The 25467-nt window shown below is 70.8% G+C and carries 20 protein-coding genes; 11 read left to right on the forward strand and 9 right to left on the reverse strand.

The genetic code is table 11. The features are described 5' to 3' along the window. On the reverse strand, nt 1-804 hold an 804-nt coding region (locus CJ226_RS13385), incomplete at its 3' end, for a GlxA family transcriptional regulator (RefSeq protein ID WP_102209472.1). Between the two features lie 86 nt (nt 805-890). Between CJ226_RS13385 and CJ226_RS18155 the strand changes: the two genes are divergently transcribed. Both CJ226_RS18155 and CJ226_RS13395 read left to right on the forward strand, forming a co-directional pair. Next, nucleotides 891-1052 (forward strand): hypothetical protein, encoded by a 162-nt coding sequence (locus CJ226_RS18155; RefSeq protein ID WP_180964602.1) that lies wholly within the window; start codon nt 891-893, stop codon nt 1050-1052. Between the two features lie 38 nt (nt 1053-1090). Next, the gene (locus CJ226_RS13395; protein WP_180964603.1) at nt 1091-1678 is read left to right on the forward strand and encodes a hypothetical protein; all 588 of its coding nucleotides are present in this window, start codon (nt 1091-1093) and stop codon (nt 1676-1678) included. 4 nt (nt 1679-1682) lie between these two features. On the opposite strand, the gene CJ226_RS13400 is transcribed toward CJ226_RS13395, so the two are convergent. Beyond that, entirely contained in the window at nt 1683-2909 is a 1227-nt protein-coding gene (locus CJ226_RS13400; protein WP_102209526.1) for a glycosyltransferase, read from the reverse strand. A gap of 5 nt (nt 2910-2914) precedes the next feature. Further along, a complete protein-coding gene (locus CJ226_RS13405; RefSeq protein WP_102209527.1) occupies nt 2915-4144 on the reverse strand; it encodes a glycosyltransferase in 1230 nt (409 codons plus the stop codon). A 121-nt stretch (nt 4145-4265) separates the two neighbouring features. Here CJ226_RS13405 and CJ226_RS13410 point away from each other — a divergent pair, with 121 nt between their 5' ends. Continuing rightward, nucleotides 4266-4853 (forward strand): hypothetical protein, encoded by a 588-nt coding sequence (locus tag CJ226_RS13410; protein WP_062636114.1) that lies wholly within the window; start codon nt 4266-4268, stop codon nt 4851-4853. Nucleotides 4854-4953: 100 nt separating this feature from the next. Here the strand turns inward: CJ226_RS13410 and CJ226_RS13415 are convergent, their stop codons facing one another. Next, on the reverse strand, nt 4954-7968 hold the full coding sequence (locus CJ226_RS13415; protein WP_102209474.1) for a glycoside hydrolase family 38 C-terminal domain-containing protein: 3015 nt from the start codon (nt 7966-7968) through the stop codon (nt 4954-4956). Nucleotides 7969-8101: 133 nt separating this feature from the next. Here CJ226_RS13415 and CJ226_RS13420 point away from each other — a divergent pair, with 133 nt between their 5' ends. Beyond that, on the forward strand, nt 8102-9127 hold the full coding sequence (locus tag CJ226_RS13420) for a LacI family DNA-binding transcriptional regulator (protein WP_025102633.1): 1026 nt from the start codon (nt 8102-8104) through the stop codon (nt 9125-9127). 97 nt (nt 9128-9224) lie between these two features. On the opposite strand, the gene CJ226_RS13425 is transcribed toward CJ226_RS13420, so the two are convergent. Continuing rightward, nucleotides 9225-10529 (reverse strand): glycosyl hydrolase, encoded by a 1305-nt coding sequence (locus CJ226_RS13425; protein WP_102209475.1) that lies wholly within the window; start codon nt 10527-10529, stop codon nt 9225-9227. 177 nt (nt 10530-10706) lie between these two features. Here CJ226_RS13425 and CJ226_RS13430 point away from each other — a divergent pair, with 177 nt between their 5' ends. From CJ226_RS13430 to CJ226_RS13445, 4 genes are read left to right on the forward strand one after another with little or no spacing between them, the layout of a single operon-like run. Continuing rightward, the gene (locus CJ226_RS13430; RefSeq protein WP_102209476.1) at nt 10707-12008 is read left to right on the forward strand and encodes an ABC transporter substrate-binding protein; all 1302 of its coding nucleotides are present in this window, start codon (nt 10707-10709) and stop codon (nt 12006-12008) included. Between the two features lie 41 nt (nt 12009-12049). After that, nucleotides 12050-12937 carry a carbohydrate ABC transporter permease gene (locus tag CJ226_RS13435; protein ID WP_025102636.1) on the forward strand — a complete coding sequence of 296 codons (888 nt, stop codon included), beginning with the start codon at nt 12050-12052 and terminating at the stop codon, nt 12935-12937. Continuing rightward, on the forward strand, nt 12934-13866 hold the full coding sequence (locus CJ226_RS13440) for a carbohydrate ABC transporter permease (RefSeq protein WP_085605062.1): 933 nt from the start codon (nt 12934-12936) through the stop codon (nt 13864-13866). Before CJ226_RS13435 ends, CJ226_RS13440 begins: the two co-directional genes overlap by 4 nt. Then, nucleotides 13863-17078 carry a GH92 family glycosyl hydrolase gene (locus CJ226_RS13445; protein WP_102209477.1) on the forward strand — a complete coding sequence of 1072 codons (3216 nt, stop codon included), beginning with the start codon at nt 13863-13865 and terminating at the stop codon, nt 17076-17078. Before CJ226_RS13440 ends, CJ226_RS13445 begins: the two co-directional genes overlap by 4 nt. Nucleotide 17079: 1 nt before the next feature. On the opposite strand, the gene CJ226_RS13450 is transcribed toward CJ226_RS13445, so the two are convergent. Beyond that, nucleotides 17080-18012 carry an endo-beta-N-acetylglucosaminidase H gene (locus CJ226_RS13450; RefSeq protein WP_102209478.1) on the reverse strand — a complete coding sequence of 311 codons (933 nt, stop codon included), beginning with the start codon at nt 18010-18012 and terminating at the stop codon, nt 17080-17082. Nucleotides 18013-18147: 135 nt separating this feature from the next. Here CJ226_RS13450 and CJ226_RS13455 point away from each other — a divergent pair, with 135 nt between their 5' ends. Both CJ226_RS13455 and CJ226_RS13460 read left to right on the forward strand, forming a co-directional pair. Further along, a complete protein-coding gene (locus CJ226_RS13455; RefSeq protein ID WP_102209528.1) occupies nt 18148-20010 on the forward strand; it encodes a heavy metal translocating P-type ATPase in 1863 nt (620 codons plus the stop codon). Nucleotides 20011-20125: 115 nt separating this feature from the next. After that, on the forward strand, nt 20126-20404 hold the full coding sequence (locus CJ226_RS13460) for a hypothetical protein (RefSeq protein ID WP_062636129.1): 279 nt from the start codon (nt 20126-20128) through the stop codon (nt 20402-20404). A 12-nt stretch (nt 20405-20416) separates the two neighbouring features. Here the strand turns inward: CJ226_RS13460 and CJ226_RS13465 are convergent, their stop codons facing one another. Beyond that, nucleotides 20417-22051 (reverse strand): fucose isomerase, encoded by a 1635-nt coding sequence (locus tag CJ226_RS13465; RefSeq protein WP_062636130.1) that lies wholly within the window; start codon nt 22049-22051, stop codon nt 20417-20419. Continuing rightward, nucleotides 22048-23565 carry an FGGY-family carbohydrate kinase gene (locus CJ226_RS13470; protein WP_102209479.1) on the reverse strand — a complete coding sequence of 506 codons (1518 nt, stop codon included), beginning with the start codon at nt 23563-23565 and terminating at the stop codon, nt 22048-22050. Before CJ226_RS13470 ends, CJ226_RS13465 begins: the two co-directional genes overlap by 4 nt. Before the next feature lie 202 nt (nt 23566-23767). On the opposite strand from CJ226_RS13470, the gene CJ226_RS13475 reads away from it, so the two are divergent. After that, the gene (locus CJ226_RS13475) at nt 23768-24427 is read left to right on the forward strand and encodes a hypothetical protein (RefSeq protein WP_102209480.1); all 660 of its coding nucleotides are present in this window, start codon (nt 23768-23770) and stop codon (nt 24425-24427) included. 11 nt (nt 24428-24438) lie between these two features. On the opposite strand, the gene CJ226_RS13480 is transcribed toward CJ226_RS13475, so the two are convergent. Beyond that, the gene (locus CJ226_RS13480) at nt 24439-25422 is read right to left on the reverse strand and encodes a LacI family DNA-binding transcriptional regulator (protein ID WP_102209481.1); all 984 of its coding nucleotides are present in this window, start codon (nt 25420-25422) and stop codon (nt 24439-24441) included. Nucleotides 25423-25467 lie beyond the last annotated feature (45 nt).

The raw sequence follows: 25467 nt of genomic DNA on the forward strand, positions 1-25467 counted from the left end.
GGCCTGGATGATCCGCTGCCGGCCGAGCCACGCGGCAGGGGTCGCCCCGTACTCGGCCTTGAAGCGGCGCGCGAAGGTCCGCGGCGACATCAGCGCCCGGGCCGCGAGCTGGTCCACCGTCAGGTCTTCGCGGAGGTTCTCCATCGCCCAGTCGGCCACCACGGCGAGCGAATCCGTGGGCGCGACCGGGATGGGGCGATCGATGAACTGCGCCTGACCACCGTCCCGTTGCGGCGGCACCACCATCCGACGCGCGATCCGGTTGGTGATCTCCGCCCCGAGCTCCTGTCGCAGCAGGTGCAGGCAGGCGTCGATGCCGGCAGCGGTGCCCGCACTCGTGATGATGCGGCCGTCCTGGACGAAGAGCACGTCCGGATCGATGTCGACGGCGGGGTACATGTCGGCCATCGTATGGGCGTACATCCAGTGCGTCGTGGCCCGCCGTCCGTCCAGGACCCCGGCCGCGGCGAGGATGAACGAGCCGCTGCAGACGCTCATGACCCACGCTCCGCGCGCCACGGCCTCGCGGGCCAGGTCGACGAGGAGCGGGTCGATGTCACCCCAGACCTCGCGCGGCACCGGGCAGAACACGACGAGGTCGGCCTCCGCGGCGAAGGACAGATCGTGCTCCACGTTGATGGAGAAGCCGATCTTGGAGCGCACGACCCCGGGCCGCGGGGCGACGATGCGGAAATCGAAGTTCGGCACCCCGTCGGCCGACCGGTCGAGGCCGAACGCCTCGCAGGCGACCCCGAACTCGAACGGCGCGAAGCCGTCCTGCACCACACACGCGACGGTCTTCATCACATCTCCCGGAATGGCAGTTTTCCTCCGCACAGTGCCCGATCCGCCACTCGTGGCAGCATCACACCGAGCGTAGCTTTTCTGCCATGCTACTCCTCATCCTCCTCCTCGCCCTCGCCATCTGGGCGCTCGTCGCCACGTTCGTCGAACTGCGTCGGGACGGCTACCGTCGCACTCCCACCGACTGGAGCCGCGTCGCCGGACTGGACGCCCTGTCGCAGGCCGACCCCGGACACGTCTATCGCTGACCTCCCGACCGTCCGCGAGGAGGGCTACGCTCGGGGGCATGAGCGACCCGCAGCAGCCCGGACACCCCTCGCGCGACGGCGCCGGCGACCCGGCCGCCCCGCCCCCTCCGTCGCTCCCGGCGGAGCCGCAGTACCCCGGCGCCCAGGCCCCCGCCCCGGGGGCACCGTACGCACCCGCTCCCGGCGGCGGCCACGTGTTCCCGACCGCGCCCCCGCAGGCCTTCCCCACGGCGAGCCCGCAGCCGTCACCGACCGCACCCGGTTTCGCCCCCGGATCCACCGGCATCCCGCCCTACGGCACCCCGACCCCGCGCGCACCCGGCGACGGCCTCAGCCGCGCCGCGTTCACCGTCGCGCTCGTGACGCTGGCGATCGATCTATTCCTGATCCTGGCGCGGCCCTTCGTCTACATGCCGAACCGGACCTACAGCATGATCGGCCTGATCGAGGGGGCATCGGGCATCCTCACCTTCCTCGGCTACGGGGCGGCGCTCGTGCTCGGCCTCATCGCGGCACGTCGACCGGGGCCGCGGCTGCTCGCCGGAATCGCCGTCGGCATCTCCGGCGCCGGCCTGCTGACGATCGTGTTGAGCTGGCTCTCGTCGAACTTCTACGGGTTCCTCTGACCGCTCAGGATCGCGGGAGCACCCGCTCGTAGACCTCGATCATGGCGGCCGTCCGCGACGACTGCCGGAAGGCGTCCGCCACGGCGGGCACCGGCTGCGGCGCGGTCCCGTCCGCGATGTCCGCGGCCGCCTGCCGCAGCGTCGCGGCGAGCGCGTCGATCCGTCGCGCCTCGACGGTTCGCCCGCGGGCGGTCTGGTCCGTCGTCGGCACCGCCCAGAGCCCGCCCTGGAGTTCCGCGGCGATGTCGGGGTCGCACACGACGGAGGGCGTGCCGAGGGTGGCCGCCTCGAACGGCGTCATGCCCTGGGTCTCGAACCCGATGGACGTCTGCACGAGCGCATCGGCGGCGGCGATCCGCTCCAGGGTCTGCACATAGGAGAGGCGACCGGCGAACCGCACGTCCGCACGCCCCGCGACGATGCGTTCGGCCGCGGCGCGCTGTCCGCCGCCGCCGATCACCTCGAGCTCGGCGTCGATGCCCGCGTCAACCCAGGCCTGGAGGAACGGGAGCAGGCGCTTCTCCGGACTCATCCGCCCGAGCCAGACGAAGCGCGGGCGCCCCGGCGTCCGTTCCGCGGGTGCCGCTGCGAGGGTCTGCGCACGGACGTCATCGTCGATGCCGTTCCACACGACGTCGACGACGCGGGCGACGCCGTTCTGCTCCAGGCGTCGCGCGAAGTGCCCGGACGGGGCCGTGACGGCGGCGGCGCCCGCCGCGAGACCCCGGAGGTACGACCACCCGTCGCTGCCACCGACCGGCACACCGATGCCGCGGAGGGCGGCGCGGCGCCACAGGTTGAGCACGGCGAGCACGGGCCGGTGCAGCGGGGTGACCGCGGCGAGCCCGACATCGACGCGGTTGTGCATCGTGTGCACGACCGGGATCCCGTGGCGGGCGGCGAAGCGGTGCCCGATGAAGGCGCCCCAGAAGTCGGCCTGCACGTGGACGAGATCGACGGGCGGACGGTGCGCCATCGCCCGGTCGAGGACGCGGTCGGTCGCCCGCCCCGGCCAGGTCATCGCGTACTCCCGGTCGAGCGTGATCGGCAGCGACGGGAGGTCGACGTTCCCCTCCGACAGTGCAGCGTCGTCACGCTGTGCGTGCATACGGGGCGCGACGACCGTCACGGTGTGCCCGGCACGCTCCAGGAACGTCCGCTGCAGCCGCATCGACACCTGCGCCCCGCCGAGGGAGTCGAGGTGCTGATCGGCGAAGAAGACGACGTGCATCCGCGTCACTCGGGCAGCGGCTCGTCGCGGTACAGCGCCTCGAAGGTGTCGAGCGTGCGGTTGATGTCGTGGATGGCCACGCCGTCGAGGGACGCCTTCTGCATCCGCTCGTACTCGCCGGGGGAGGCGGTCAGCACGGCGGTGAGCTTCGCGGCGAGGTCGTCGACGTCTCCCGGCGTGAAGAGGTGCCCGTTCTCACCGTCGTGCACGAGATGCGGAAGGGCGACGGCGTCTGCGGCGACGATCGGCAGTGCCGATGCCATGGCCTCCATCGTCGCGATGGACTGCAGCTCGGCGATCGACGCGATGACGAAGAGGCTCGCACGGGACAGCAGCGCCCGCAGCTCCTCGTCGGTGGTCCGCCCGTGGAAGGTCACGCGATCGGACAGGCCGAGCTGCGCCGTCAGGTGCTCGAGCTGCTTGCGCTGGTCTCCGCCGCCGACGATGTCGAACGTCGTGTTCAGTGCCGGGTCGAGCTTGGTCATGGCCTTGAGGATGACCTCGACCTGCTTCTCCGCCGTCAGCCGGCCCACGAACACGAGCCGGTTCTCCTCGCGCGGGGCGATGACCGGGGTGTACTGGGAGCGGTCGATGCCGCAGCTCACCGGGATGACGCCGTGCACCTCGACCGTCTTCTCCAGGAAGTCGGCGGCCCGACGCGTGGGCGTGGTGATCGCCCGGGTCAGGTCGAAGGTGCGCTTCGCGTCGGCCCAGGCGAACTTGAGCACCAGGTCGTCGACGAACTTCGGCATGGTCGTGTGGTCGAGGATGTTCTCGGCCATGACGTGGTTCGTCGCGATGACCGGGATGCCGCGCTGCTTCGCGATGCGGGCGAGTCCACGCCCGATCACGATGTGGGACTGGATGTGCACGACGTCGGGCTGCACGGCGTCGAGCACCTTCCGGGCGTAGTGCTTGGAGCGCCACGGCCACACGAAGCGCAGCCAGTCATGCGGGGCCCACCGCACGGAGGGCAGGCGGTGGAGCGTCATCGGCTCCCCCTCGATGACCTCGGTGCGGGGTGCGGTGCGACGGTAGGCCTGGTTGGGGGCCACGACATGCACCTCGTGGCCGCGCTGCACGAGTCCGGCGGCGAGACGCTCGGCGAACCGGGCGGCGCCGTTGATGTCGGGGGCGAACGTGTCGCACCCGAGGAGGATCTTCAACGGACGGGGCTGCACGGCGGTGGCGTCGCGCGACGCATCGATCGGATCGTCGGAGGAGGTCACAGAGATGCCTAACGGGGTGGCGGCCAAGGAGAAGCCCTGGTCGGGCGGTGGCAACTCTACCCGAGGGCCCTGTCCCCGACGCCGAGCCATACCGCCATCCTTCAGCCTCGGCCGATACCGTGAAGCCATGCGACTGCACGCCGACGCCGACCCCCAGCTGTGGATCCCCGTGACGGACTCGCTCGGGTGGAGGGGACGCCGGCATCGCAAGGCCGCGATCCGGATGCTGCTCGGCCAGGTGAACGCCGCGGTCGGCGCGACGGAACGCCCCGGCTCGCGGTTCGGAGCCTGGGCGATGAGCCAGGCCGCGCCGATGCTCATGAAGAAGGCCGACGGCCGGGTCCTCGCGTGGACGTGGAAGGCGGAGCCCGACCTCGTCGTGGCGATGGCGACCGTGCAGGCGCTGACCCCCGACATCCGGATCGCCCGCGCGTCGATGCCGATGGAGTACGACGACACGACCTCCTTCCCGACCCGGCTCGGCGTCGGCGAGAAGCTCGTGGTCCCGACCCCGCCCTCACCTTCGGCGCCGCCTTTCGCGACCTACACCTGGGACACCGGTACGCACCTGGTGACCCTGACCGCCGTCTGCAGCGACCGCGAACGCTTCGGCACGCTCATCGGCGCGCTCGACGAACTGGCCCGCAGCCTCCGCGTCGCCGACGACCTCACCGGCGGCGAGTCGCCCGACGTCCTCCGCCTCCCGCCCGCCTGACACCGATCCCGCCCGGCGGGATGAGAAACGCGCCTCCCGAAAGGCGGGGAGGCGCGTTTCTGATCCGGCACAGAGAACCCGGCGCGAGGAGGCCGGGGGCTCAGCGTGCGATGCGGAGCGTGCGCACCTCGAAGGGGCGGAGGTGGAGGGCGCCGCCGAGACGGGGCGCCTCGATCTCGTCCTCGATCAGGCTCACCTCGCGCACCTCGCGGTGCTCGAAGCCGACGGAGAGCTCGCCGACCGCCCGGCGCCCGAGCGCCTCGTACACACGCACGATGACATCGCCGGAGCCGTCGTCGGCGAGCTTCACGGCCGAGACGACGATCCCTTCGCCCGACACCTCCACCAGCGGCTCGACCTCGCGCGTCCCGCGGATCACCGTGGGCAGGCTGTTGAGGCGGATGCCCGCGGCCGTCGCGATCGCGGCGTCGGCACCGATCACGAAGCCGACCTCGATCTCATGGAGCCCGTGGTCGGTGTCCGGGTCGGGGAAGCGCGGCGCCCGCAGCAGGGAGAGCCGCACGGTCGTGGTGACCCCGTCCTCGCCGACCTCGCGCGTCGTGTCGTACCCGTAGATCGAGTCGTTCACGAGGGCGGCGCCGAAGTCCTGCTCCCGCACCAGCACGAAGCGGTGCATCGAGGTCTCGAACTTCGCCGCCTCCCAGCTGGTGTTCGTGTGGGTGACGCGTGCCTGGTAGCCGAACTGCGTCTCGGCTTCGGTGTGCGACGCCTGGATGTCGAGCGGGAACGCGAGCTTGAGCAGCTTCTCGGTCTCGTGCCAGTCGACCTCGTTGCGCAGCAGCACCGTGCGCGAGTCGGGCGCGAGGAGGATGGTCTGCGTGATCGTCGACTCCGAGAACGCACGCACGACGACGATCTGCGCGACACCGTCCACGAGGGATGCCTCGATGGAGGAGACCGCCGTGAGGTCGTCGACGCTGTTGCGGTAGTACCGGTCGATGTCCCAGGCGTCCCACATGTTCGGGAAGTCCTGGTGCAGCTGGAACAGGTTCGCGGCCCTGCCGGGCGCGACCGTCTCCCGTCCCGTGGCCTTGTCGACGGCGGAGACAATCAGGCCCTCGCCCGAGACGAGCACGGACACGAGTTCATTCTCCAGGCGCCACCCCGGGTGGGTCGCTGAGCCTGCCGAAGCGTCCTCGACGAGTGAGACCGGCCCTTCGACGGGTTCAGGGACCCACGAGGCGCCCAGTGCGCGCCCCCGACCCACCGAGGTCGGCTCGAACCGCAGCTCGCGGTCGCCCTCGCCGGCGAGCGACCGACGTGCAGCGTCGGCGATGTCGCGCGCATCCGACAGCACGTCGGACAGCACGGCGACCGCCTCGCGGTGCACCCACGCGATCGAGGTGCCGGGCAGGATGTCGTGGAACTCGTGCAGCAGCACGGCCTGCCAGAGTCGGTCGAGCTCGGCCTGCGGATACGCGGCGCCGGTGCGCACGGCGTCGGTCGCCGCCCACAGCTCGGCCTCCACGAGCGCGTGCTCGGCCCAGCGGTGCAGAGCCTTCGTGGCGTGCTGGCTGGTGAGCGTGCCGCGGTGCAGCTCGAGGTAGAGCTCGCCGACCCACACGGCGGGGTTCGGCAGCTCGGCCTTGGCGGCGTCGAAGAACACGTCCGGGTGCTCCCACACCACCTGCGCACTGCCCTCGAGGTCGCGCAGCCGCTCGGCCTTGCCGGTCATCTCGCGCGTCGTGCCGCCGCCGCCGTCACCCCAGCCGACCGGGGCGATCGACCGCGAGCTGAGACGGTTCTCCTTGAACTGCCGCGAGGCCTTCGCGACCTCCATCCCACTGAGCTGCGAGTTGTAGGTGTCCATCGACGGGAAGTGCGTGAACACCTGCGAGCCGTCGATGCCCTCCCAGAGGAAGGAGTGGTGCGGGAACACGTTCTGCTGGTTCCAGGAGATCTTCTGCGTGAAGAACCACTCGAACCCGGCACGGCGCATCAGCTGCGGCAGGGCCGGCGAGTAGCCGAAGCTGTCCGGCAGCCACACGCCCTTCGACCGGATGCCGAACTCCCGCTCGAAGAACCGCTGGCCGTGCGAGAACTGCCGCACGAGCGACTCACCCGTCGGCATCACGGTGTCGGACTCCACCCACATGCCGCCCAGCGGCAGGAAGCGCCCCGCGGCGACGGCGGCCTTGACCCGCTCCCACACCTCGGGGCGGTGCTCCTTGATCCAGGCGTACTGCTGCGCGCTCGACATGCCGTACTGGAAGTCGGGCTGCTCCTCGATGAGCGCGGTCATGGACGAGGTGGTGCGCGCGACCTTGCGGATCGTCTCGCGCACCGGCCACAGCCAGGCCGAGTCGATGTGCGCGTGGCCGACGGCCGAGATCCGGTGCGCACTCGCCTCGGCCGGAGCCGCGAGCACGTCCGCGAGCCTGGCTCGCGCGTCGGCGGCGGTCTCCACGATGTGCTGCAGGTCGAGCACGTCGAGCGCGTCGTCCAGGGCCTGCAGGATGCGCATGCGGCGCGGTGACGTGGCAGGCAGCTCCGCCTGCAGCTCGAACAGCACCTCGAGGTCGAGGGACAGATCGAACACCTCGGGCTCGAACACCGCGAGGTCGAGGCGCCGCAGCCGATACAACGGCTCCTTCGAGGAGGTGAGGATGTCGCCCTCCTGGGTCGGCAGGAAGGGGTGGTAGTCGAGGAGGACAGGGTTGGACGCGCCCTCCAGGTAGAGCTCGACGGCCTCGTCACCCGCGGCGCTCTCGGCGATCGGGACCCACTGGTTGCGCGGGTTGATGCTCTTGATCGGCGTGCCGTCGGGGCGGTACGCGAGGGCCTCGCACTGGAACCCCGTCATGTTCACGTCGAAGCCCAGGTCGATGAGCGCCTCGACCCGGCGGCCCGCCCATTCCGCGGGCACCCGACCGGCGAGCTTGAACCACGTCGTCCCCCAGGCCGGGCCCCACAGCTCGCCGACCGCGGCCGGGGCGAACGAGAGCGCCAGGCCCTCCGCCGGGGCGATGGGCTCTCCGGGGAGCTGGTGCGCCTCGACCGTGAGGGGAACCGCGGCCGAGTGGATCGCGGGGCGGATGCGCTCGTCGAGGACCCGCTTGACGCGGCCGACGGTGAGCGAGGTGTCGTCATGCATGGTGGGGTTCTCCGGGCTCGACGGTGAGGGATGGGGTTCGATGCGCGTGTTACTAAAACGATCTAGCACGGGAGTCTACGGCACGTTCTCACCTGCTTTCGAGAGGCTAAACCGATCAAGTAGGGTGATGCCTATGACCCCGGGGAAACGCGTGACCATCGCGGATATCGCGCGCATGGCCGGCGTCTCCCCCGGCGCCGTCTCGTTCGCCCTCAATGGTCGTCCCGGTGTGAGCGAGGAGACGCGGCAGCGCATCCTCTCGATCATCGAGGAGCATCACTGGCAGCCGAGCTCCGCCGCGCGCGCCCTCGTCGGCGCCCGGGCCAACGCGGTCGGATTCGCCCTCGCCCGCCCGGCGCGCTCCCTCGGCTCCGAGGCCTTCTTCACCGACCTCATCGCCGGCATCGAGTCCCGGCTCTCCGAGAGCAAGGTCGGTCTGCAGCTCCGCCTCGTCGCCGACATCGACGAGGAGATGGAGGTGCATCGGCAGTGGCGGTCGTCGAATCAGGTCGACGGCATCATCCTCATCGACCCGCGCGACGACGACCCGCGCGGCGCGCGCATCACGGCCCTGGACGCGCGCGCCGTCATGATCGGCTCGAAGCCCTCCCCGGACGGCGCGGTGCCCAGCGTGTGGATCGGCGACGACACCGTCGCGGAGACCCTGTTCTCCTACCTCGCCGCCCTCGGTCACACGCGCATCGCCTACGTCGCCGGTCCGGCCGAACTGGAGCACACCCGCCTGCGCGCCGAGGTGCTGGAGCGGATGGCGGCGGACGGCATCGCCGGCGAGGTCATCACGACGGACTTCTCCCCCGCCCGCGCCTCCGCCGTCACGCGCGCGCTGCTCTCCGGCCGGCAGCGCCCGACCGCGATCGTCTACGACAACGACGTGATGGCCGTCGCCGGCCTCCGCGTGGCGCAGGAGATGGGCAGAGCCGTTCCCCGCGACGTCTCCCTCGCGTCGTTCGACGACTCCGTCATCGCGGGTCTCATCAATCCGTCGATCACCGCGATGACCCGCGACACGTTCGAGCTCGGCGAGCAGGCGGCCACGCTCCTGCTGCAGCAGATCGAGGCCGGCACCACGCTGCCGAGCGTCCAGGGGCCGACCCCGGTGCTCACCGCTCGCGAGAGCACCGCGCCTCCGCCCCGCTGAGACCCCGCCTCCCCGCCGACACCCCGGGCTTACGATGCACGCACCCCGGGGTCTCGACGACAACCCGGGGTCTCGGCGACTCAGACGGGGGAGAGACTCAGACGACGGTGTTGACGGAGGCGTAGCGCGTCACGTCGGAGGCGGACGGGGCGGGGTGGATGAGACGGTGGATGCCGCGTGCCTCCAACGCCGCGGGGTCCTGTGCGGTGCGGGAGGTCACCAGCGCGGGGTCGTCGCCGGCGGCGCACGCGTCGACCCAGGCCTGGAAGACCGCGCCGCCGGGGCTCAGCGCCGCTCGGCTCACCGGCACCTCCTGCTCATCGACGTCCACGACGATCGCCGTCGGACGAGCCGGAGCCGCGGCGCGGGTGCGCAGCTCGGGGATGAGCTCCGCGAACCGGCGGCCGAGGGGCTTCGCCGCACCCTCCTGGTCGATCAGCCCGAGGGAGTACTCCAGCTCCGGGAAGTCGGCGAGCTCCCGGCTCACGTCGTGCGAGCACCACCAGGTCACACCCCAGAGGTTCTCGGTGCGGAGAGCCGAGCGCACGGTGGCCTCGAGGAACCCGGGCATCTCGCTCTCGTCGAGACAGTTCGAGGGGGCACCCACCTCCTGCAGCCAGATGGGCCGGGCGGGATCCGTCGCGAAGGCGCGGGAGAGCTCGATGAGGTACTCGGCATGACGGTCCGCCGCGACGGAGCGCCCGCCATAGCGCTGGGCGGTGCCGTTGAAGATCCAGGAGTGGATGGTCGTCATCGCGCCGAGCCGGGAGGCATGCGCCGGCGTGAACCCGTGATCGTCCATGTACCAGACCGCGTCGTACTCGCTGTGCACGTGCGGCAGCCCGGGAGCACCCCGGTCCGCTGCGGCGAGCAGGGCCTCGATCCACCCGCCGGCCTCATCCGTCGTGACCGGCCACGGCGAGGGATGGGTGTGCGCGGAGAACTGGTTCGTCTCGTTGCCGAGCGTGAGCCCGAGGAAGTTCGGGGCGTCCCGCAGCGCGCCGGCCAGCCGCTCCACGAGCTGCGCCTGGCCGTCCAGGGCGCTCGGATCGGTGAACATGTTCCGGTCGTGCCAGGTGTACAGCCAGGACGGGACGAAGTCGAAGCTCGACAGATGCCCCTGGATGACATCGACGCTCGTGTCCAGCCCGAACTCGGCGGCGATGTCCACCATGGCGCGCACGTCGTCGATCGCCTTCGCCCGGATCAGGGTGCGGTTCGGCTGCAGGACGGTCCAGAGCGGGAACACGCGCACGTGGTCGAGGCCGAGCGCGGCGAGGGCCGCGAAGTCGCGGCGCACGTCGTCCGGGGTGAAGTCGAGCCAGGAGTGCATCCAGTCCGTCGACGGCGTGTAGTTCGCCCCGAAGCGAAGTGGGGCGTCGAGAGCGCCGCGCTGCGTCATGTGTGCACCTTTCGGACCGTGCCCTCCCGCGAGGACATGTCGCACCACTATAACGCTTGAGCATCAGCCTCGATAGGGATGTCTTGACACCGACCGGATCCGATGGTTTCATCTGCTAAAGCGCTGTAGTCCCTCCGTCGGACCGCGCCGATTCGCCCGCCTCGAGGAAGAAGCACGATGAAAGTTCCCGCACGCATTGTCGCTCTGGCAACCTTCACGATCGGCGCCCTGGCGCTCGTGAGCTGCACCGGAGGCGGCGCCGCCTCGGACGGCGCCGGCCCCATCGACACCTCCGGTGAGCTCAGCGGAACCATCCAGTTCCAGACCTGGTCGCTGAAGAACGAGAAGTTCACCCCGTACTTCGAAGACCTCATCGCCGCCTTCGAGGAAGAGCACCCGGACGTGACCGTCGAGTGGCTCGACCAGCCCGGCGACGGCTACCAGGAGAAGATCCTGAGCCAGGCGAACGCCGACACGCTGCCCGACGTGCTCAACCTGCCGCCGGACATCGCCTACCCCCTCGTCGCGGCGGGGAAGCTCGTCGACCTGGACACCGCGGATCCGGACCTGAAGGCGGCGTACAACGCCGGCGCCTGGGACGCGTACAGCCAGTACCCCGGCGTCGAGGGCACCTACGGTCTGCCGTGGTACCTCTCCAGCGACGCGTCCTGGTGGAACCTCGCCCAGCTCGCCCCGTACGGCGTCACCGAGGAGAACCTCCCGACGACGGTCGACGAGCTGCTCACGCTCGCGAAGGACGTCGCCACGGAGTCCGGCGGCAAGGTCCAGCTCCTCTCCTCGATCCCGGCGCTCGACACCTTCACCGCCGCCGGCATGGAGGTCATCAACGACGAGGGCGAGTTCGACTTCAACACCGACGAGGCCGCCGCGATCATCGAGCAGTACGCCGACGCCTACGCGGCGGGAGCGATGCCCGCCGAGGCACTGACCGGCGACTACGGCGGGAACGCGGAGGCGTACATCCAGGAGAAGGTCGCCTTCACGACCGGCGGCACCGGCTTCACAACCGATCTGCAGAAGGACGCCCCGGCACTGCTGGAGAACACCGTCGCCACCCCGCGCCTCGGTGTCGCCCCGCTCTACGTGCAGGGCCTCAACGTCTCCGCCGACTCCGACAACAAGGAAGCCGCACTCGCGTTCGCCGAGTTCGCGACGAACGAGGAGAACCAGGTCGCGTTCTCCTCCCTCGCGGTCGGCACCGCCCCGGGCACGGCCGACGGCGGCGACCAGGTGGTCGAGAACATCGCCTCCTCCGTCACGGACGAGAAGCAGCTCGCCGCGATCGACACCGTGTTCGGCGCGATGAAGGACGCCAAGGCGCTGCCGTTCCAGTGGACCTCGGACATGGCCACCTACATGACCCAGCAGATCGCCCTGGCCGTGAACGGCGAGGCCGACGCCAAGACGCAGCTCGACAAGATCGTCGAGTACGCCAACGCGAACCGCGTGGACCAGTGAGCGTGCGCGCGGACACCGGCACCCGGCAGCGGAGGTCGACGATGAGATCCCACAAGTGGTTCACCCCGTGGCTGCTCCTCGCCCCCGCCGTGATCTGGGTGCTGGTGTTCGCGCTCTGGCCGTTCCTGAACACCGTCGTCCTCAGCTTCACGGACGCGCGGCCCCTGCGGACCCCGGAGTTCGTCGGCGGCGCGAACTACGAGCGCATGTTCGGCGACGAGATGTTCTGGAACGCGCTGACCACCTGCCTCATCTACGTGGTCGTGTGCGTGCCGCTGCTCACGATCCTCCCGCTGCTCCTCGCTCTCCTCGTGCAGAAGAAGCTCCCCGGCATCTCGTTCTTCCGCACCACGTTCTACTTCCCCGTCATCGCCTCGGTCGTCGTGGTCGCCCTCATCTGGACCTGGCTGTTCGACAGCCGGGGCATCATCAACCAGACCCTGGAGTTCCTCGGCCTCATCGATCAGCCGATGGCCTTCCTCGTCGACCGTTGGTTACTGCTCGGCTGCGCGATCCTGCTCACGGTGTGGAAGGGACTCGGGTACTACATGGTGGTGTACCTCGCCGCCCTGGGGAACGTGGGCAAGGAGCTGCACGAGGCCGCCATGCTCGACGGTGCGAGCTCCTTCCGCCGCTTCCTCTCCGTCACGATCCCGTCCGTGCGCGGGGCGATGCTCCTCATCGCGGTGCTGATCGCGGTGTCCGCCATGCGCGTGTTCGCCGAGCTCGACGTGCTCTCCAAGAGCACGGGCGGCCCCGGCGGCTACGACATGTCGCTCGTGATGCTCATCCGCCAGGTGGGCTCGGGCCTGAACGGCAACATCGGCTACGCGTCCGCGATCAGCGTGGCGCTGTTCCTCCTCACGCTCGTGCCGCTCGCGGCGATCGCGTTCATGAACCGCGAGAAGAAGGCGAAGGTCTCCGCATGACGACTCTGACGACACCCCCGGTGGAGAGCACTCCGCCCGCGGAGGAGGCACCGCGGCCCGGCCGCGAGCGCATCTTCCGCCGCCGCGGCTCCGGCGACTTCAGCAAGCCCACGCTCGGCGGACTCATCGGCCGGTACGCGCTGCTGCTGTTCGTCCTGTTCCTCGTCATCGGCCCCTTCGTCTGGCAGCTCTCCACCTCGTTCAAGGGACCGCAGGAGAACATCTACTCCTTCCCGCCCGAGCTCATCCCCCGCGATCCGACGCTGCAGAACTACACGAGGGTCGCCGACATCGTCCCCGTCTACCTCTACGCCTGGCACTCGCTGCTCGTCTCGCTCGGCACCGTGCTCAGCAACGTGATCCTGGCCACGTTCGCCGGCTACGCCCTGGGCTGCATGCGCTTCCGCGGGAAGTGGATCGTCATGGGCATCCTGCTGTCCACACTGCTGTTCCCCGGCGAGGTCACGGTCACCAGCAACTTCCTCACCATCCGCGCGCTCGGTCTCGCCGACACCCTGTGGGGCGTCTTCCTCCCCGGAGCGATCAGCGCCATGAACGTGCTGCTCGTCGCCACCGCGTGCCGGATGATCCCGAAGGACGTGCTGGACGCGGCCACCGTCGACGGTGCGACCACGTGGCAGCGCATCCGCCACATCGTGTGGCCAAACATCCGCGGCATGGTCTCGGTGGTGGCGATCTTCGCGTTCATCGGCGCGTGGGACGACTACCTCTGGCCGCTCATCGTGCTCTCCGACCCGGCGAAATACACCCTGACCGTCGGCATGGCCTACCTCAACAGCAGCTTCTCGGTCGACCCCCGACTCATCGCCGCCGGCACCATGATCGCGCTCGTGCCCATCGTCATCATGTTCTCGTTCACGCAGCGCTTCTTCTTCAAGGGCGTGCAGGAGGGTGCGCTGAAGGGGTGAACGCGCCGCTGCTCCGCCCGGCCTCCGGTCCCGCGGATCCTCCGTCGTCGCGCCCGCACGCCGGAGTGCTCCCCGGAGTCGTCTTCGCGTACACGTTCGACCCCTCCCACGGCGCGCAGCGGATCGATGTCCCCGGCCTCGACGGCATCGCCCTCACCCCGGACACCGTGCTGCACTGGGCGTTCTACGCCGACGGCCCCGCCGCGACCCTCGCCCCCTGGGCCGCGCTCGCGGTCGCCGTCGACGTCCGGACCCCCGACGGCAGCCGGCTGAGCGACATCGCCGCCGTCCGCGACCGCTACGACTTCCCGCTCACGGCCGAGGGGCAGTTCGCCGCCCGGTGGAGCATGCCCGAGCAGTGGAACGCCGACAGCGTCGCCCTCGCGCCCCTCGCCGTCGCGGGGGGCACCGGCACGGGCACGGTCGAGCTCGTCTTCGGTACCGCCGATCTCGCGACCGCGCCGGATGGGTCCACCGAGGTCAGCGGCTTCGTCCAGGTCCGCGTCGAGGAGCGCCCTGGCCCCGGCGATCTCCCGCCCGTCGAGCGGGTCGACACCCGGCGCGGCTCCCACTCCGGCCCCCGCTTCTCCCGCGGGAACACGATCCCGGCGGTCGCCGTGCCGCACGGCTTCACCTTCGTCACGCCCGCGACCGACGCGACGGATCCGCGCTGGCCCTATCGCCCGTTCGTGCATGACGATCCCCCGGGGCGGCGTCTCGAAGCCCTGCAGTTCTCGCACCAGCCCAGCCCGTGGATCGGCGATCGCTCGGTGCTCCAGCTCATGCCGTTCCGGGGGACGCCGACGTCGGACAGGGCGGCCCGGCGTCGCTGGATCGTCCCCGAGAGCGAGCGGGCCCGCCCGCACGAGTACGCCGCGAACCTCGGCGACGGGCTGCAGGTCGAGATGACCGCGACCTCGCATGCCGCCGCGTTCCGCGTGCGGTGCGACGACCCGCACGCCGCCGTGGGGTTCGTGATCGACCAGCTCACGGACGACGGCCGACTCACCTTCACCGACGCCGGCTTCGAGGGCTGGATCCCCGAGGGGTCCGAGGACTGGGGGAACGCGCCGCGCTGCTACTTCGCCGGCACCGTGCCCAGCGCCTCGGACGTCGCTTGCGGCGCCCTGGACGACGACGGGCGTGCCAGGGTCGCGGGCTTCGTCCGCGCCGGGGGCGCTGTCGAGGTGCGGGTCGGGGTCTCGTTCCTCTCCGTCGCGCAGGCTCGGCACAGCCTGACCCTCGAGGCCCCTCCCGCCGTCCCCTTCGACGAGCTCCGCGCTCGTGCCGCCGATGCGTGGAACCGCCTGCTCGGGCGCGTGACGATCCCCCCGCTCCTCGATGCCGAGCGTCCGTTCCGCGGCCTGGCCGACGAGGAGCAGCGCGCCCGGATCGCCGCCGCACTCCACCGGATGCACCTGTATCCGAACACGGCGGCGGAGAACGCAGGCACCGCGGACGCGCCGGAATGGCGGTTCGCCGACGTGTTCGCGCCCCGGACCGTCTTCGGAGAGACCGCCACGGGAGCGCCGGTCGCGGAGGGCGAGCTCGTCGTCAACAACGGCTACTGGGACACGTACCGCACCGAGTGGCCCGCGCTCGCGCTCCTCGACCCCGCGCTGGCCGGACGCCTGCTGGACGGGCAGCTCGCCCAGTATCGCCGCGGCGGCTGGATGGCCCGCTGGAGCGCCCCCGGGTACGTCGACAGCATGGTCGGCACCTCCAGCGACCAGATCTACGCCGACGCCGCGCGTTGGGACGTGCCCTTCGACCGGGAGACGGCGTTCGCGAGCGGGTGGCGCCACGCGTGCGAGCCGGGACCCGATCCGCGACGGGGTCGCAAGGGCATCCGCCGCGGGCGCTTCCTCGGCTTCATCCCGTCCGACGTGCCGGAGGGGATGAGCTGGAGCATCGAGAACGCCGTGAGCGACGCCGCCCTCGGCCGGTTCGCCGCCCGACTCGCGGCATCGGCGACGGCGGCGGACCAGGCCGCGCGCTATCGGGCCTTCGCGCGGTACTTCGCGAATCGCTCCCGCGCGGCGCGCGTGCTCTTCGACCCGGCGTCCGGATTCTTCCGCGGTCGCGCGGCGGACGGCTCGTTCGCTCCGGACTTCGATCCCCGGGTCTGGGGTGGCGACAACGTCGAGACCAACGCCTGGGGCACGTCGGTCGGCACGGTGCACGACGGGCCGGGACTCGCGGCGCTGCACGGCGGGCGGACCGGACTCGGCCGGCACCTCGACGCCCTCTTCGCGGAGCCGGAGACCGCCGACGAGCGCTTCGGCGGCGCGTACGGCACGGTCATCCACGAGCAGCGCGAAGCCCGCGCTCAGCGGTCGGGCATGTGCGCCCTGTCGAATCAGCCGGCCCACCACATCCCCTTCATGTACGCCTTCAGCGACCGGCCGTGGCACAGCGCGCGCCTCGTGCACGGCCTCGCGCGCCGTCTCTTCGCCGGTGCGCACATCGGCCAGGGATTCCCTGGTGACGAGGACAACGGAGAGATGAGCGCCTGGTGGCTCTGGGCCGCGCTCGGCCTGTATCCCCTGGAGCTCGCGGCGGGGTCTCTGCGCATCGGATCGCCCCTCTCGGACGACATCCGGGTCGCGCGCGGAGACGGCTCGTCGCTGCGCATCCGCTCGCGACGGAGCTCCCCCGAAGCCCACGTGGTGGAGGAGGCACGCCTGGACGGACGCCCGCTGCCCACCGCCGACCTCCCGATCGACGCACTCCAGGGAGATGCGGTGCTCGAGCTCGTGTTCGGCACGGACCCGGCGCGCGCGCTGGAGAGCGGGGAGGACGCGCTCGACGCGGAGCCGTGGCACCGCGACCTCACGGGCGGAGAGGGAGAGGCCGTCGCCTCCGCGGATGTCCGCGAGGCGCGGCGCCTGTTCGACGACGGCGACCCGCGGGGTGACGAGGGCGTCCGGCTGCCGGAAGGCTCGTGGGTGGGCTGGCGATTCCCCTCACCCCGCGGCCTCACCGACATCACCCTCACGAGCCGCGAGCCCGTCGCGGCCGGTGTGCTGCGCGGGGAGGTGGAGGGGGCCGACGGTCGCTGGCACCCGCTCACCACGACGCACCTCGAAGACCTGGCGCCCGATCGCACGACGCCGTTCGCTGTGGAGACGCGGGTCATGACCTCGGCCGTCCGCATCCGCGCGGAGGCCGAGGTCACGCTCCGTCAGATCGAGCTCTTCGATCTGGACTGAATCACCGCGCCGCTGCGCGGTAGACGGTCGCCTCGCCCTTCAGCGCCTCGGTGATGCCGGAGAGGTAGGCCGACTGGTTCGTCGCGGTGAGGTTGTACGCGACATAGACGCCGTACCCGTCAGCCACCGTGCGCCGAGCGAAGTCGGCGGCCGTCGAGGCACTCGTGTTCGCGAGGTCGATGGCCGCGGCGCCGAGCCGGCCCCGGTCGTCCAGGCCCGGCACGGTGGGAGCGTCGTAGGTCGGGTAGTACGGGTTCCAGGCGTGATCGAGCACGCTGCCGGCGTCGAAGAGGCCGAAGTCCGTGGTCGTGTAGGACGGGCCGATCGCATACAGCGTGATGAACTTGTCCGGCCCGAGCCGGTCGCGCAACGCGGAGGCCAGCCAGCCGAAGGACTGCGGGTTCGGCTGCGGGGTGCCGTTCGCCCCGTAGTTGCTCCACTCGTCGTCGAAGTCGATGCCGTCGAGGCCGTAGGCGGTCACGGTGTCGGCGAGCTGCGCGGCGAAGGCGTCCGCATCCGCGTACGACGTGAAGTTCGCGAAGCCGGCCCCCTGGTGGTTGCCGAGCACCGACAGCAGCACCTTGGTGCCCTGGGCCTGCAGCGGGCGGATCTGGTTCTGCGCATCCTGCAGCGTCTCGGTGACCCGGTCGTTGAGGTGGAGGACCGCCTGCTCCCCGTCGTAGTTGATGTTCGCGGCGAAGATCATGGCCAGATCGACCGCGGGACGGCCCGACTCGGCGAGCGTGTAGTCCGCGACGTTCGCTAAATCGTTCGAGTTCACCTCGACGTAGACGGCGAGCTTCGGGTCGGCAGCGGCGGCATCGGCGACCGCCGCGGTCGAGGCGGCGAGGGCGGCGGCTCCGGCGGCGGCGAACGCCGCTGCTGCCGCGATACCTCTTCTCAGGCGGGACGATCGTGCGGGTGAGGAACTCATGACGGGATCTTCTCCTTCGGCGTCGTTGTCGAGATCGGGTCGCGACGTCGCGACTCGCGGCCGACTATATCGCTTAAGTACAGGTGTCGGAAGGGCATGCTGGCGGTGCGCACCGATTCCGACGATGCTGGACGCATGCGCGCCCTCCGACTCCTCTGGCGGTATCCGGTCATCACGCTCACGGTCCTGGTCTTCGCCGTGGTCGGGGCGCTCCACGCCGCAGGCGAAGAGGCCATCGGCCGATGGGTCGCGACGATCTTCGTGGCTGCGGTGGTCGTGTGGACGCTCATCGGCATGGTCCGCGACGTGCTCCGCGGCCACGTCGGACTCGACATCCTCGCCGTCGTCGCCATGGTGGCGACACTCGCGGTGGGCGAGTACATCGCAGCGCTCATCATCGTCCTCATGCTCTCCGGGGGCGAGGCGCTGGAGGACTTCGCGGGCCGCCGGGCCAAGCGCGACCTCTCCGCCCTGCTGGATCGCTCGCCGCGCAGCGCCCATGTGCTGACACACCCCGAGGACGCGGACTCGGACGCGGCGAGGGAGGCGCCGGTCGACGACGTGGCCGTGGGCGACGTGCTTCTCGTCCGCCCGGCGGAGATCATCCCCGTGGACGGTGAACTGCTCACGGACAGCGCGTCGTTCGACGAATCCTCGCTCACGGGCGAGAGCCTGCCCGTGACGCGCGGCGCGGGCGACGAGGTGCTGTCTGGCGCGATCAACGGCAGCCGGGCCATCCGCCTCCGCGCCCTCCGCACCGGCGCCGACAGCCAGTACCAGCAGATCGTCGCCCTGGTCGCCCAGGCCGAGTCCTCCCACGCGCCCATCGTGCGCCTCGCCGACCGGTTCGCGATCCCGTTCACCGCCGTCGCGCTCGTGCTCGCGGGGACGGCCTGGGCGCTCTCCGGCGACGCCACGCGGTTCGCCGAAGTGCTCGTGCTGGCGACGCCCTGTCCCCTGCTGATCGCCGCCCCCGTCGCCTTCCTCGGCGGACTCTCCCGGGCGGCGAAGTCGGGCGTCATCATGAAGAGCGGTGCGGTGATCGAGCAGATCGCGCGCGTGCGCTCCGCGGCGTTCGACAAGACCGGGACGCTCACCCAGGGGAGGCCGGAGCTCGTCGACGTGCGTCCGGCACAGGGCTTCGATGCGGATGAGATCCTGCGACTCGCCGCCTCGGCCGAGCAGTACTCCTCGCACGTGCTCGCCGACGGCATCCGCCGCGCCGCCGCCGCCCGAGGCCTGGCGCTGCACGGGGCGACGGAGGCGAGCGAGACCGCGACGAACGGGGTGTCCGCGACGATCGGCGGCCGCGCGGTTGTCGTCGGCAAGCCGGCGTATGTGGCGTCCCTCGCCCCGGACACCGTACGGGCGGAGCTCGCGCCGGGACAGGCCGCCGCCTATGTCGCCGTGGACGGACGGTTCGCGGGGGTCCTGGTCCTCGCCGATGCCGCCCGCCCGGAGGCGCCGGCCGTGATCTCGTGGCTGCGGACGCACGAGGTCGACCGGCTCGCGATGCTGACCGGGGATGTGGAGACCACCGCGGCGTCGATCGGACGGCAGGTCGGGATCGACGATATCCACGCCGAACTCCTGCCGCCCGAGAAGGTGCGTCTGGCCGCCGAGATGCAACCACGGCCCGTGCTGATGGTCGGCGACGGCGTGAACGACGCCCCGGTGCTGGCAGCGGCCGACATCGGCATCGCGATGGGCGCGAAGGGAGCGACGGCCGCCGGGGACGCCGCCGACGTCGTCATCCTCGTGGATTCGCTCGCCAAGGTCGTCGACGCCGTCGCGATCGGACGGCACACCCTCCGCGTCGCCCTCACCGCGATCTGGATCGGGATCGGGCTGAGCGTGGGGCTGATGGTCGTCGCGATGACCGGCGTCATCCCCGCGGTCGTCGGCGCGCTGGTGCAGGAGCTCGTCGACCTCGCGACGATCCTCTACGCCCTGCGCGCGCTGAGCGCCCCGCCGAGCGACCTCCGCCCCTCCGCGTGAACGGTGTTCCTGCACCGCACGCGGTTCCGCTTCTCCCGCCCACAGGTGCCGTGTTCGCGGTCCTGCCGCTGCGGAATACCGTGACAGCCTGAGACCCCGGACTCAGACTGGAGGCATGACCGTGGACGACCCGCAGGTATGGACTCTGATCGGCGTCTTCGCCGCCGTGATGCTCGGCGGCATGACGCTCATGACGTCGCAGCTCAGCCGCGTGATCCGTGCGGAGGCGGACCGCATCGACGGAACCCTCTCCGCACGGATCGACCGCATCGACGGCACCCTCTCCGCACGGATCGACGGCCTCGACGCCCGGCTCGGACGCATCGAGACGAAGGTCGACGATCTTGACAGGGAGCTCACGAACCTCGCGACGCGATTCTGGCGCTCGCAGTGACGAGCCGCGGCCTCAGATCGAGACGTCGCCGACGAGGTTGACCTTGATGCCCATGCCGTCGAACATCGCGGCCTTCGCGATCAGCGCCTTGTCCGCGGTCTCGGCGTCGGGCGCGTAGACGAGCTGCGCGTGGTTCGCCTTGTGTCGCGCCATGAACTGGTCGCGCGAGATGCCGTGCAGCACCACATGGGCGATCGGCCACTCCGGGTTCGTGGCGTCCTTCCGGCGCTGCGTCTCCTCCGCCGGCAGCTCGACGACCGACGCCCGGAAGATGTCCGCCTGCAGGACGCCCTCGGCGATGAACACCCGGGAGAGCACGACCTCGCCGGGCTTCGAGACGCCGTTGATCGTGGCACCGCCGGCGGGGAAGAACACGTGACCCTGGCGCCACCCCTCCGCGTTCTGCCAGCCGCCGAGGTGGGAGGCCGGCACCGAGCCGGAGATCTCGTACACCCACACGAACTGCCCCTCGTAGTCCTCGCCCCAACGGACGTCGTGGAGAGTGTTGTCGGGGACGAGCCCCATCGCCCGCCAGACGCGGTCGGTCACGAGCGCATCGACGGCGACGCCCTCGTCGGCCTCGTTGAAGTGCGGGAACGCGCGACCCTCGTGCAGCACGCGGGAGCCGTCGCGCGAGGTCACCGGCGGGCGCTCGGTGGAGTTCAGGATGCCCTCCGCCAGGTCCGACGCCGGAACGAGATCCTTCAAGCCCTGCTGGTACTGGATGCCGACGGCGTCGAGGCCGAAGTCGTCGGCGATGCGGAGGGCGGCGATGTACATCTTCAGCTGCCACTGCACCTGCTCGCGGGTGAGCTCGGTCGCGGCGTCCTCGCCGTAGCGGAAGGTCATGCCGCGCTCGATCAGCCAGTCGTAGGCGGCGTCGGCCTCCTCCTCGGTGACGTTCAGCATCTCCGCGTAGAGAGCCGACTGCGACAGGCGCTCCTTGTAGATGCCGGTCTGGTTGAGGAGCTCGTCGTCGAAGATGGCGTTGTACATGCCCATGCAGCCCTCGTCGAAGACGCCGATGATGGCCTTCTCGGCGCGCAGCTCCGCGGCGAGCGCCTCGCCGAGCTGCTTCTCCGGGCTGTCCGGCAGTGCGGGGAGCGGACGCACGTGGGAGGCATCGTGCGTGATGGCGCCGGTCTCCGTCCACTCCCGGATGCCGTCGCGGAACCAGTCGTCGGTGAAGTCGACCGACCAGATCGTCGCGTATGGCTTGTCCATCTTCGTCAGGCCCGCGTTGAGGCCGAGGAGGCCGACGAGGCCGGGCCAGTCGCCCGCGAAGTTCGCCACCGTGAGGATCGGGCCCTCGTGCGTGCGGAGGCCCGCGAGCACGTGGTGCGAGTACTGCCAGACGGCCTCGGCGACGATGAGCGGCGCGTCGACGGGAATGTTCTTGAACACCTCGAGACCCATGCGCTGGCTGGAGATGAAGCCGTGACCGGTCTCCGGGTCGACCCCATTGGCGCGGACGACCGTCCAGCCGAGGTCGTTCAGCACGCCGGTGACCCCGGCCTCGAGCTCGAGCTGGGTGGGCCAGCCGGCCGTGTTGGCCGACTCGCGCAGGTCACCGGAGGCGATCAGGTACGCGGTCTTCGGCGCAGCGGTGGGACGGGATGCCGGGGTGGGCAGGGTGTAGGCGGTCATGAGTTCTCCGGGGTCGAGGGGGCGGGGGATCCGTCGCGCTGGGCGGCGGCGAGTTCATGGACGACGTCCTTCGAGCCGTCGTACAGGCGCACGTAGCGATCGAAGAGGGCGTCGGCGAAGGGACGCAGCGCCTCGTCCGGGCGGACGGTGTCGGCGATGGGGTTCCAGTCGGTGATCGCGGGCGCGGCACCGTCGGCGGCCGTGGCGGTCGCCGCGAGGAAGGCGGCGCCGTAGCTCGCGCCGATCGTCGTCTGCGGCACCTCCTGCACGAGCCCGGTGATGTCCGAGACGATCTGCAGCCACAGCCGTCCCTGCGTGCCGCCGCCGACCGCCACGATGCGGCGGATGTCGGCGCCGGCGGCTCGCATGGTCTCGACGTTGTGGCGCACGCCCAGCGCGGTGGCCTCGAGGGCCGCGCGATAGAGGTCTCCTCGGGTGTGCCGGAGAGTGAGCCCGGCGATGACCCCGCGGGCATCGGGATCCTGGATCGGGGTGCGCTCACCGGCGAAGTACGGCAGCATCAGCAGGCCGTTCGCGCCGGGACCCGACTCCTCCGCCTCGGCGAGCAGCGCCGGGTAGTCGGCGCCGGAGAGGTCCTTCAGCCACGCGGTGAGCGCTCCGGATGTGGACAGCCCGCCGGCGAGGTTGCGCGTGCCCGCGAAGGCGCCGGCCGTCGTCCACATCGAGGGCGTGCGGAGGGTCTGCTCCCCGGTCGCGACGAGGAACATCGTCGTGCCGTACATCAGCATGAGGTCGCCGACCTCGTGGGCGCCGACGCTCACCGCCTCGGTCCAGGCGTCGATCGTGCCGGTGATGACCGGGGTCCCCTCGGGCAGGCCGGTCAGGTCCGCCGCAGCGGCGGTCACGGTGCCCGCGATCTCCCCGGCCCAGCGCAGCGGGGGCTGTTCGATCGTCCCGGCGAACCGCTGCCACCAGGGGTGGTGCCACTGCTCGCCCTCGATGTCGTACAGCGGCGAGACCTGGCTGGCCGACTGGTGGTCGAGGACGTAGGCGCCGGTGAGCTTGCGGGCCAGCCAGGAGGCCGGCATGTAGAGCCGCCGCGCGCGCTGCCAGGACTCCGGCTCTTCCTCGGCGACCCACGCGATCTTGGGCCCACCGGCCTGCGAGGTGAGAGTCGAGCCGCCCACGCGGGTGATCTCCGCGACGCCCAGCTCCGCCGTCATGCGCTCGATCTGTGCGGTGGAACGGGTGTCCACACCGTAGAGGATCGCGGGGCGCACGGGCTCGTCGTCCTCGTCGGCGAGCAGGACGCACGGGCCCATGCCGCTCACGCCGACGCCCACGACCTCTGCGTCGGGGACCGCGGCGAGAAGGTCGGTGGCCAGCTCGACGAACTCGTCCCACCAGATCCGGCCGTCCATCTCGACCCATCCGGACTGCGGACGGGAGACGTCGTGCGCGCGGGTCGCCGTCGCGAGGATCGTGCCGGCGGAGTCCACGAGGACGCCCTTGCTGCTGGATGTGCCGATGTCCACCCCGAGGGTGCAGCGCATGGTCTCTCCTTCGATCCCGACGGGCCGTGCAGGCCTGGACCCAGGCTACGCGAAATCGATTTCAAGACGCAAGGAGCTGACTGCTCCTGCACCACGAGGACCCATATCGAGAGTCTCCACAATCTTCACCTCCGGCCGGAAAAACGCCGGTTCAGCACCGGAATACCGTGACATCCTGACCCCTCCGATCGAGACTGGAGGCATGCCCTTGAACGACCCGCAGGTATGGACGCTGATCGGCATCTTCGTCACGACGATGCTCGGCGGCATGACCCTCATGACGACGCAGTTCGGCCGCGTGCTCCGTGCGGAGATCGGCGGGCTGCGTGGGGAGATGACCGGCGAGATCGGCACCCTCCGCACCGAGATGACCACCGAGATCGGCACCCTCCGCACCGAGATGACCACCGAGATCGGCACCCTCCGCACCGACATGACCACCGAGATCGGCACCCTCCGCACCGACATGACCACCGAGATCTCCGGACTCCGCACCGACATGACCACCGAGATCGGCGCCCTCCGCACCGAGATGACCACCGAGATCTCCGGACTCCGCACCGAGATGACCACCGAGACCGCGGGCCTCCGCACCGATATGACGAACGAGGTCAGCGGACTCCACGGGGCGTTGGCGGCGCTGCACGCAGTGATGATGCGCGAGGTCGGAGGGCTGCGCGCGGCGATGGGTGCGCTGCACGGAGCGATGATCGGATTGCGTGGCGAGATGATCGGCCTCCGTGGCGAGATGACCGCGCGGCTCGACGGCCTCGATCACCGCCTCGATCGATTGGAGGTGAAGGTCGACGATCTGGACAAGGAGATGACGAACCTCGCGGCGCGATTCTGGCGCTCGCAGTAGCGACGCCCCGTTCAGGCGCGCGCGGCCGCGCGCTGCACCTCGCCGGAGAGGACGATCGTCCGGGCCGGTTGCTCGTCGCCCTTGATCCGATCCAGCAGCATCCGCGCCGCCGTCACACCCATGAGGCGCGCGGGGAGCCTCACCACGGTGACGGCGGACGGCGACAGCGTCGTGAAGGGCAGCGACCCGATCACCGCGACGCCGAGCTGCGGCGGGGTGAGTCCGCGCTCGGTGAGGACCTGGATCGCGCCGACGCCGATGAGGTTGTTCCCGGCGACCACCGCGTCCGGCGGCTCCGGCAGCGCGAGGAGCTCCTCCATGGCCGCGCGCCCGCCGTCGACGCGGAACGTGGCGAAGCGCTGGAGCGAGGAGAGGTCATGATCGGAATCCATCACCGAGAGCGCTTCCCGCCAGCCTTCCGCACGCTCCGCCGCAGTGTCGATGTGCGCGGGGCCACCGATGTACGCGATGCGCCGATACCCGGCGTCGAGCAGGCTCTGCGTCGCCGCGGCGCCCGCCTCCCGGTTGGCCATGACCACACCGTCGATGTCGGCGGCCGTGCGACGGTCCACCGCGACGACCGGCCGTCCCGTCGCCCGCACCGGCCCCAGATCCGAGTGCTCGTCCGCCGTCGCGATGATGACGCCCGACATGTTCTCGGCGATCGCGATCCGGAGGTACGTCGCCTCCTTCTCAGCCTGGGCGTCGGAGTTGCACAGCACGACGGAATACCCCGCTTCGGACGCCGCATCCTCCACGCCGCGCGCCATCTCGGTGAAGTACGGGTTCTCGATGTCCGGGATCACCAGGGCGATGACTTCGGAGGTCTGGGTCCGCAGCGTACGCGCCGTCCGGTTCGGGGTGAAGCGCAGTTCCTCGGCCGCCGCCCGCACCGCCGCCGCCTTCTCCTCCGACACGCTCGTGCCGTTGAAGACGCGCGAGACCGTGGCCGGGGAGACGCCGGCCCGCCGCGCGACGTCGTAGATCGTGGCCATGGGCACCCACTGTAACCGGTTTCAGCCTCAGCCCTCCGCGAGGAT

The sequence above is a fragment of the Microbacterium sp. UMB0228 genome (assembly GCF_002871415.1).
Lineage (GTDB): Bacteria > Actinomycetota > Actinomycetes > Actinomycetales > Microbacteriaceae > Microbacterium.

Bases quoted from the DNA above. Each gene is read 5' to 3' on its own strand.
- CJ226_RS18155 (WP_180964602.1), top strand. From the start codon at position 891: ATGCTACTCCTCATCCTCCTCCTCGCCCTCGCCATCTGGGCGCTCGTC.
- CJ226_RS13395 (WP_180964603.1), top strand. From the start codon at position 1,091: ATGAGCGACCCGCAGCAGCCCGGACACCCCTCGCGCGACGGCGCCGGC.
- CJ226_RS13400 (WP_102209526.1), bottom strand. From the start codon at position 2,909: ATGCACGTCGTCTTCTTCGCCGATCAGCACCTCGACTCCCTCGGCGGG.
- CJ226_RS13410 (WP_062636114.1), top strand. From the start codon at position 4,266: ATGCGACTGCACGCCGACGCCGACCCCCAGCTGTGGATCCCCGTGACG.
- CJ226_RS13415 (WP_102209474.1), bottom strand. From the start codon at position 7,968: ATGCATGACGACACCTCGCTCACCGTCGGCCGCGTCAAGCGGGTCCTC.
- CJ226_RS13420 (WP_025102633.1), top strand. From the start codon at position 8,102: ATGACCCCGGGGAAACGCGTGACCATCGCGGATATCGCGCGCATGGCC.
- CJ226_RS13425 (WP_102209475.1), bottom strand. From the start codon at position 10,529: ATGACGCAGCGCGGCGCTCTCGACGCCCCACTTCGCTTCGGGGCGAAC.
- CJ226_RS13430 (WP_102209476.1), top strand. From the start codon at position 10,707: ATGAAAGTTCCCGCACGCATTGTCGCTCTGGCAACCTTCACGATCGGC.
- CJ226_RS13435 (WP_025102636.1), top strand. From the start codon at position 12,050: ATGAGATCCCACAAGTGGTTCACCCCGTGGCTGCTCCTCGCCCCCGCC.
- CJ226_RS13440 (WP_085605062.1), top strand. From the start codon at position 12,934: ATGACGACTCTGACGACACCCCCGGTGGAGAGCACTCCGCCCGCGGAG.
- CJ226_RS13450 (WP_102209478.1), bottom strand. From the start codon at position 18,012: ATGAGTTCCTCACCCGCACGATCGTCCCGCCTGAGAAGAGGTATCGCG.
- CJ226_RS13455 (WP_102209528.1), top strand. From the start codon at position 18,148: ATGCGCGCCCTCCGACTCCTCTGGCGGTATCCGGTCATCACGCTCACG.
- CJ226_RS13460 (WP_062636129.1), top strand. From the start codon at position 20,126: ATGACCGTGGACGACCCGCAGGTATGGACTCTGATCGGCGTCTTCGCC.
- CJ226_RS13465 (WP_062636130.1), bottom strand. From the start codon at position 22,051: ATGACCGCCTACACCCTGCCCACCCCGGCATCCCGTCCCACCGCTGCG.
- CJ226_RS13470 (WP_102209479.1), bottom strand. From the start codon at position 23,565: ATGCGCTGCACCCTCGGGGTGGACATCGGCACATCCAGCAGCAAGGGC.
- CJ226_RS13475 (WP_102209480.1), top strand. From the start codon at position 23,768: ATGCCCTTGAACGACCCGCAGGTATGGACGCTGATCGGCATCTTCGTC.
- CJ226_RS13480 (WP_102209481.1), bottom strand. From the start codon at position 25,422: ATGGCCACGATCTACGACGTCGCGCGGCGGGCCGGCGTCTCCCCGGCC.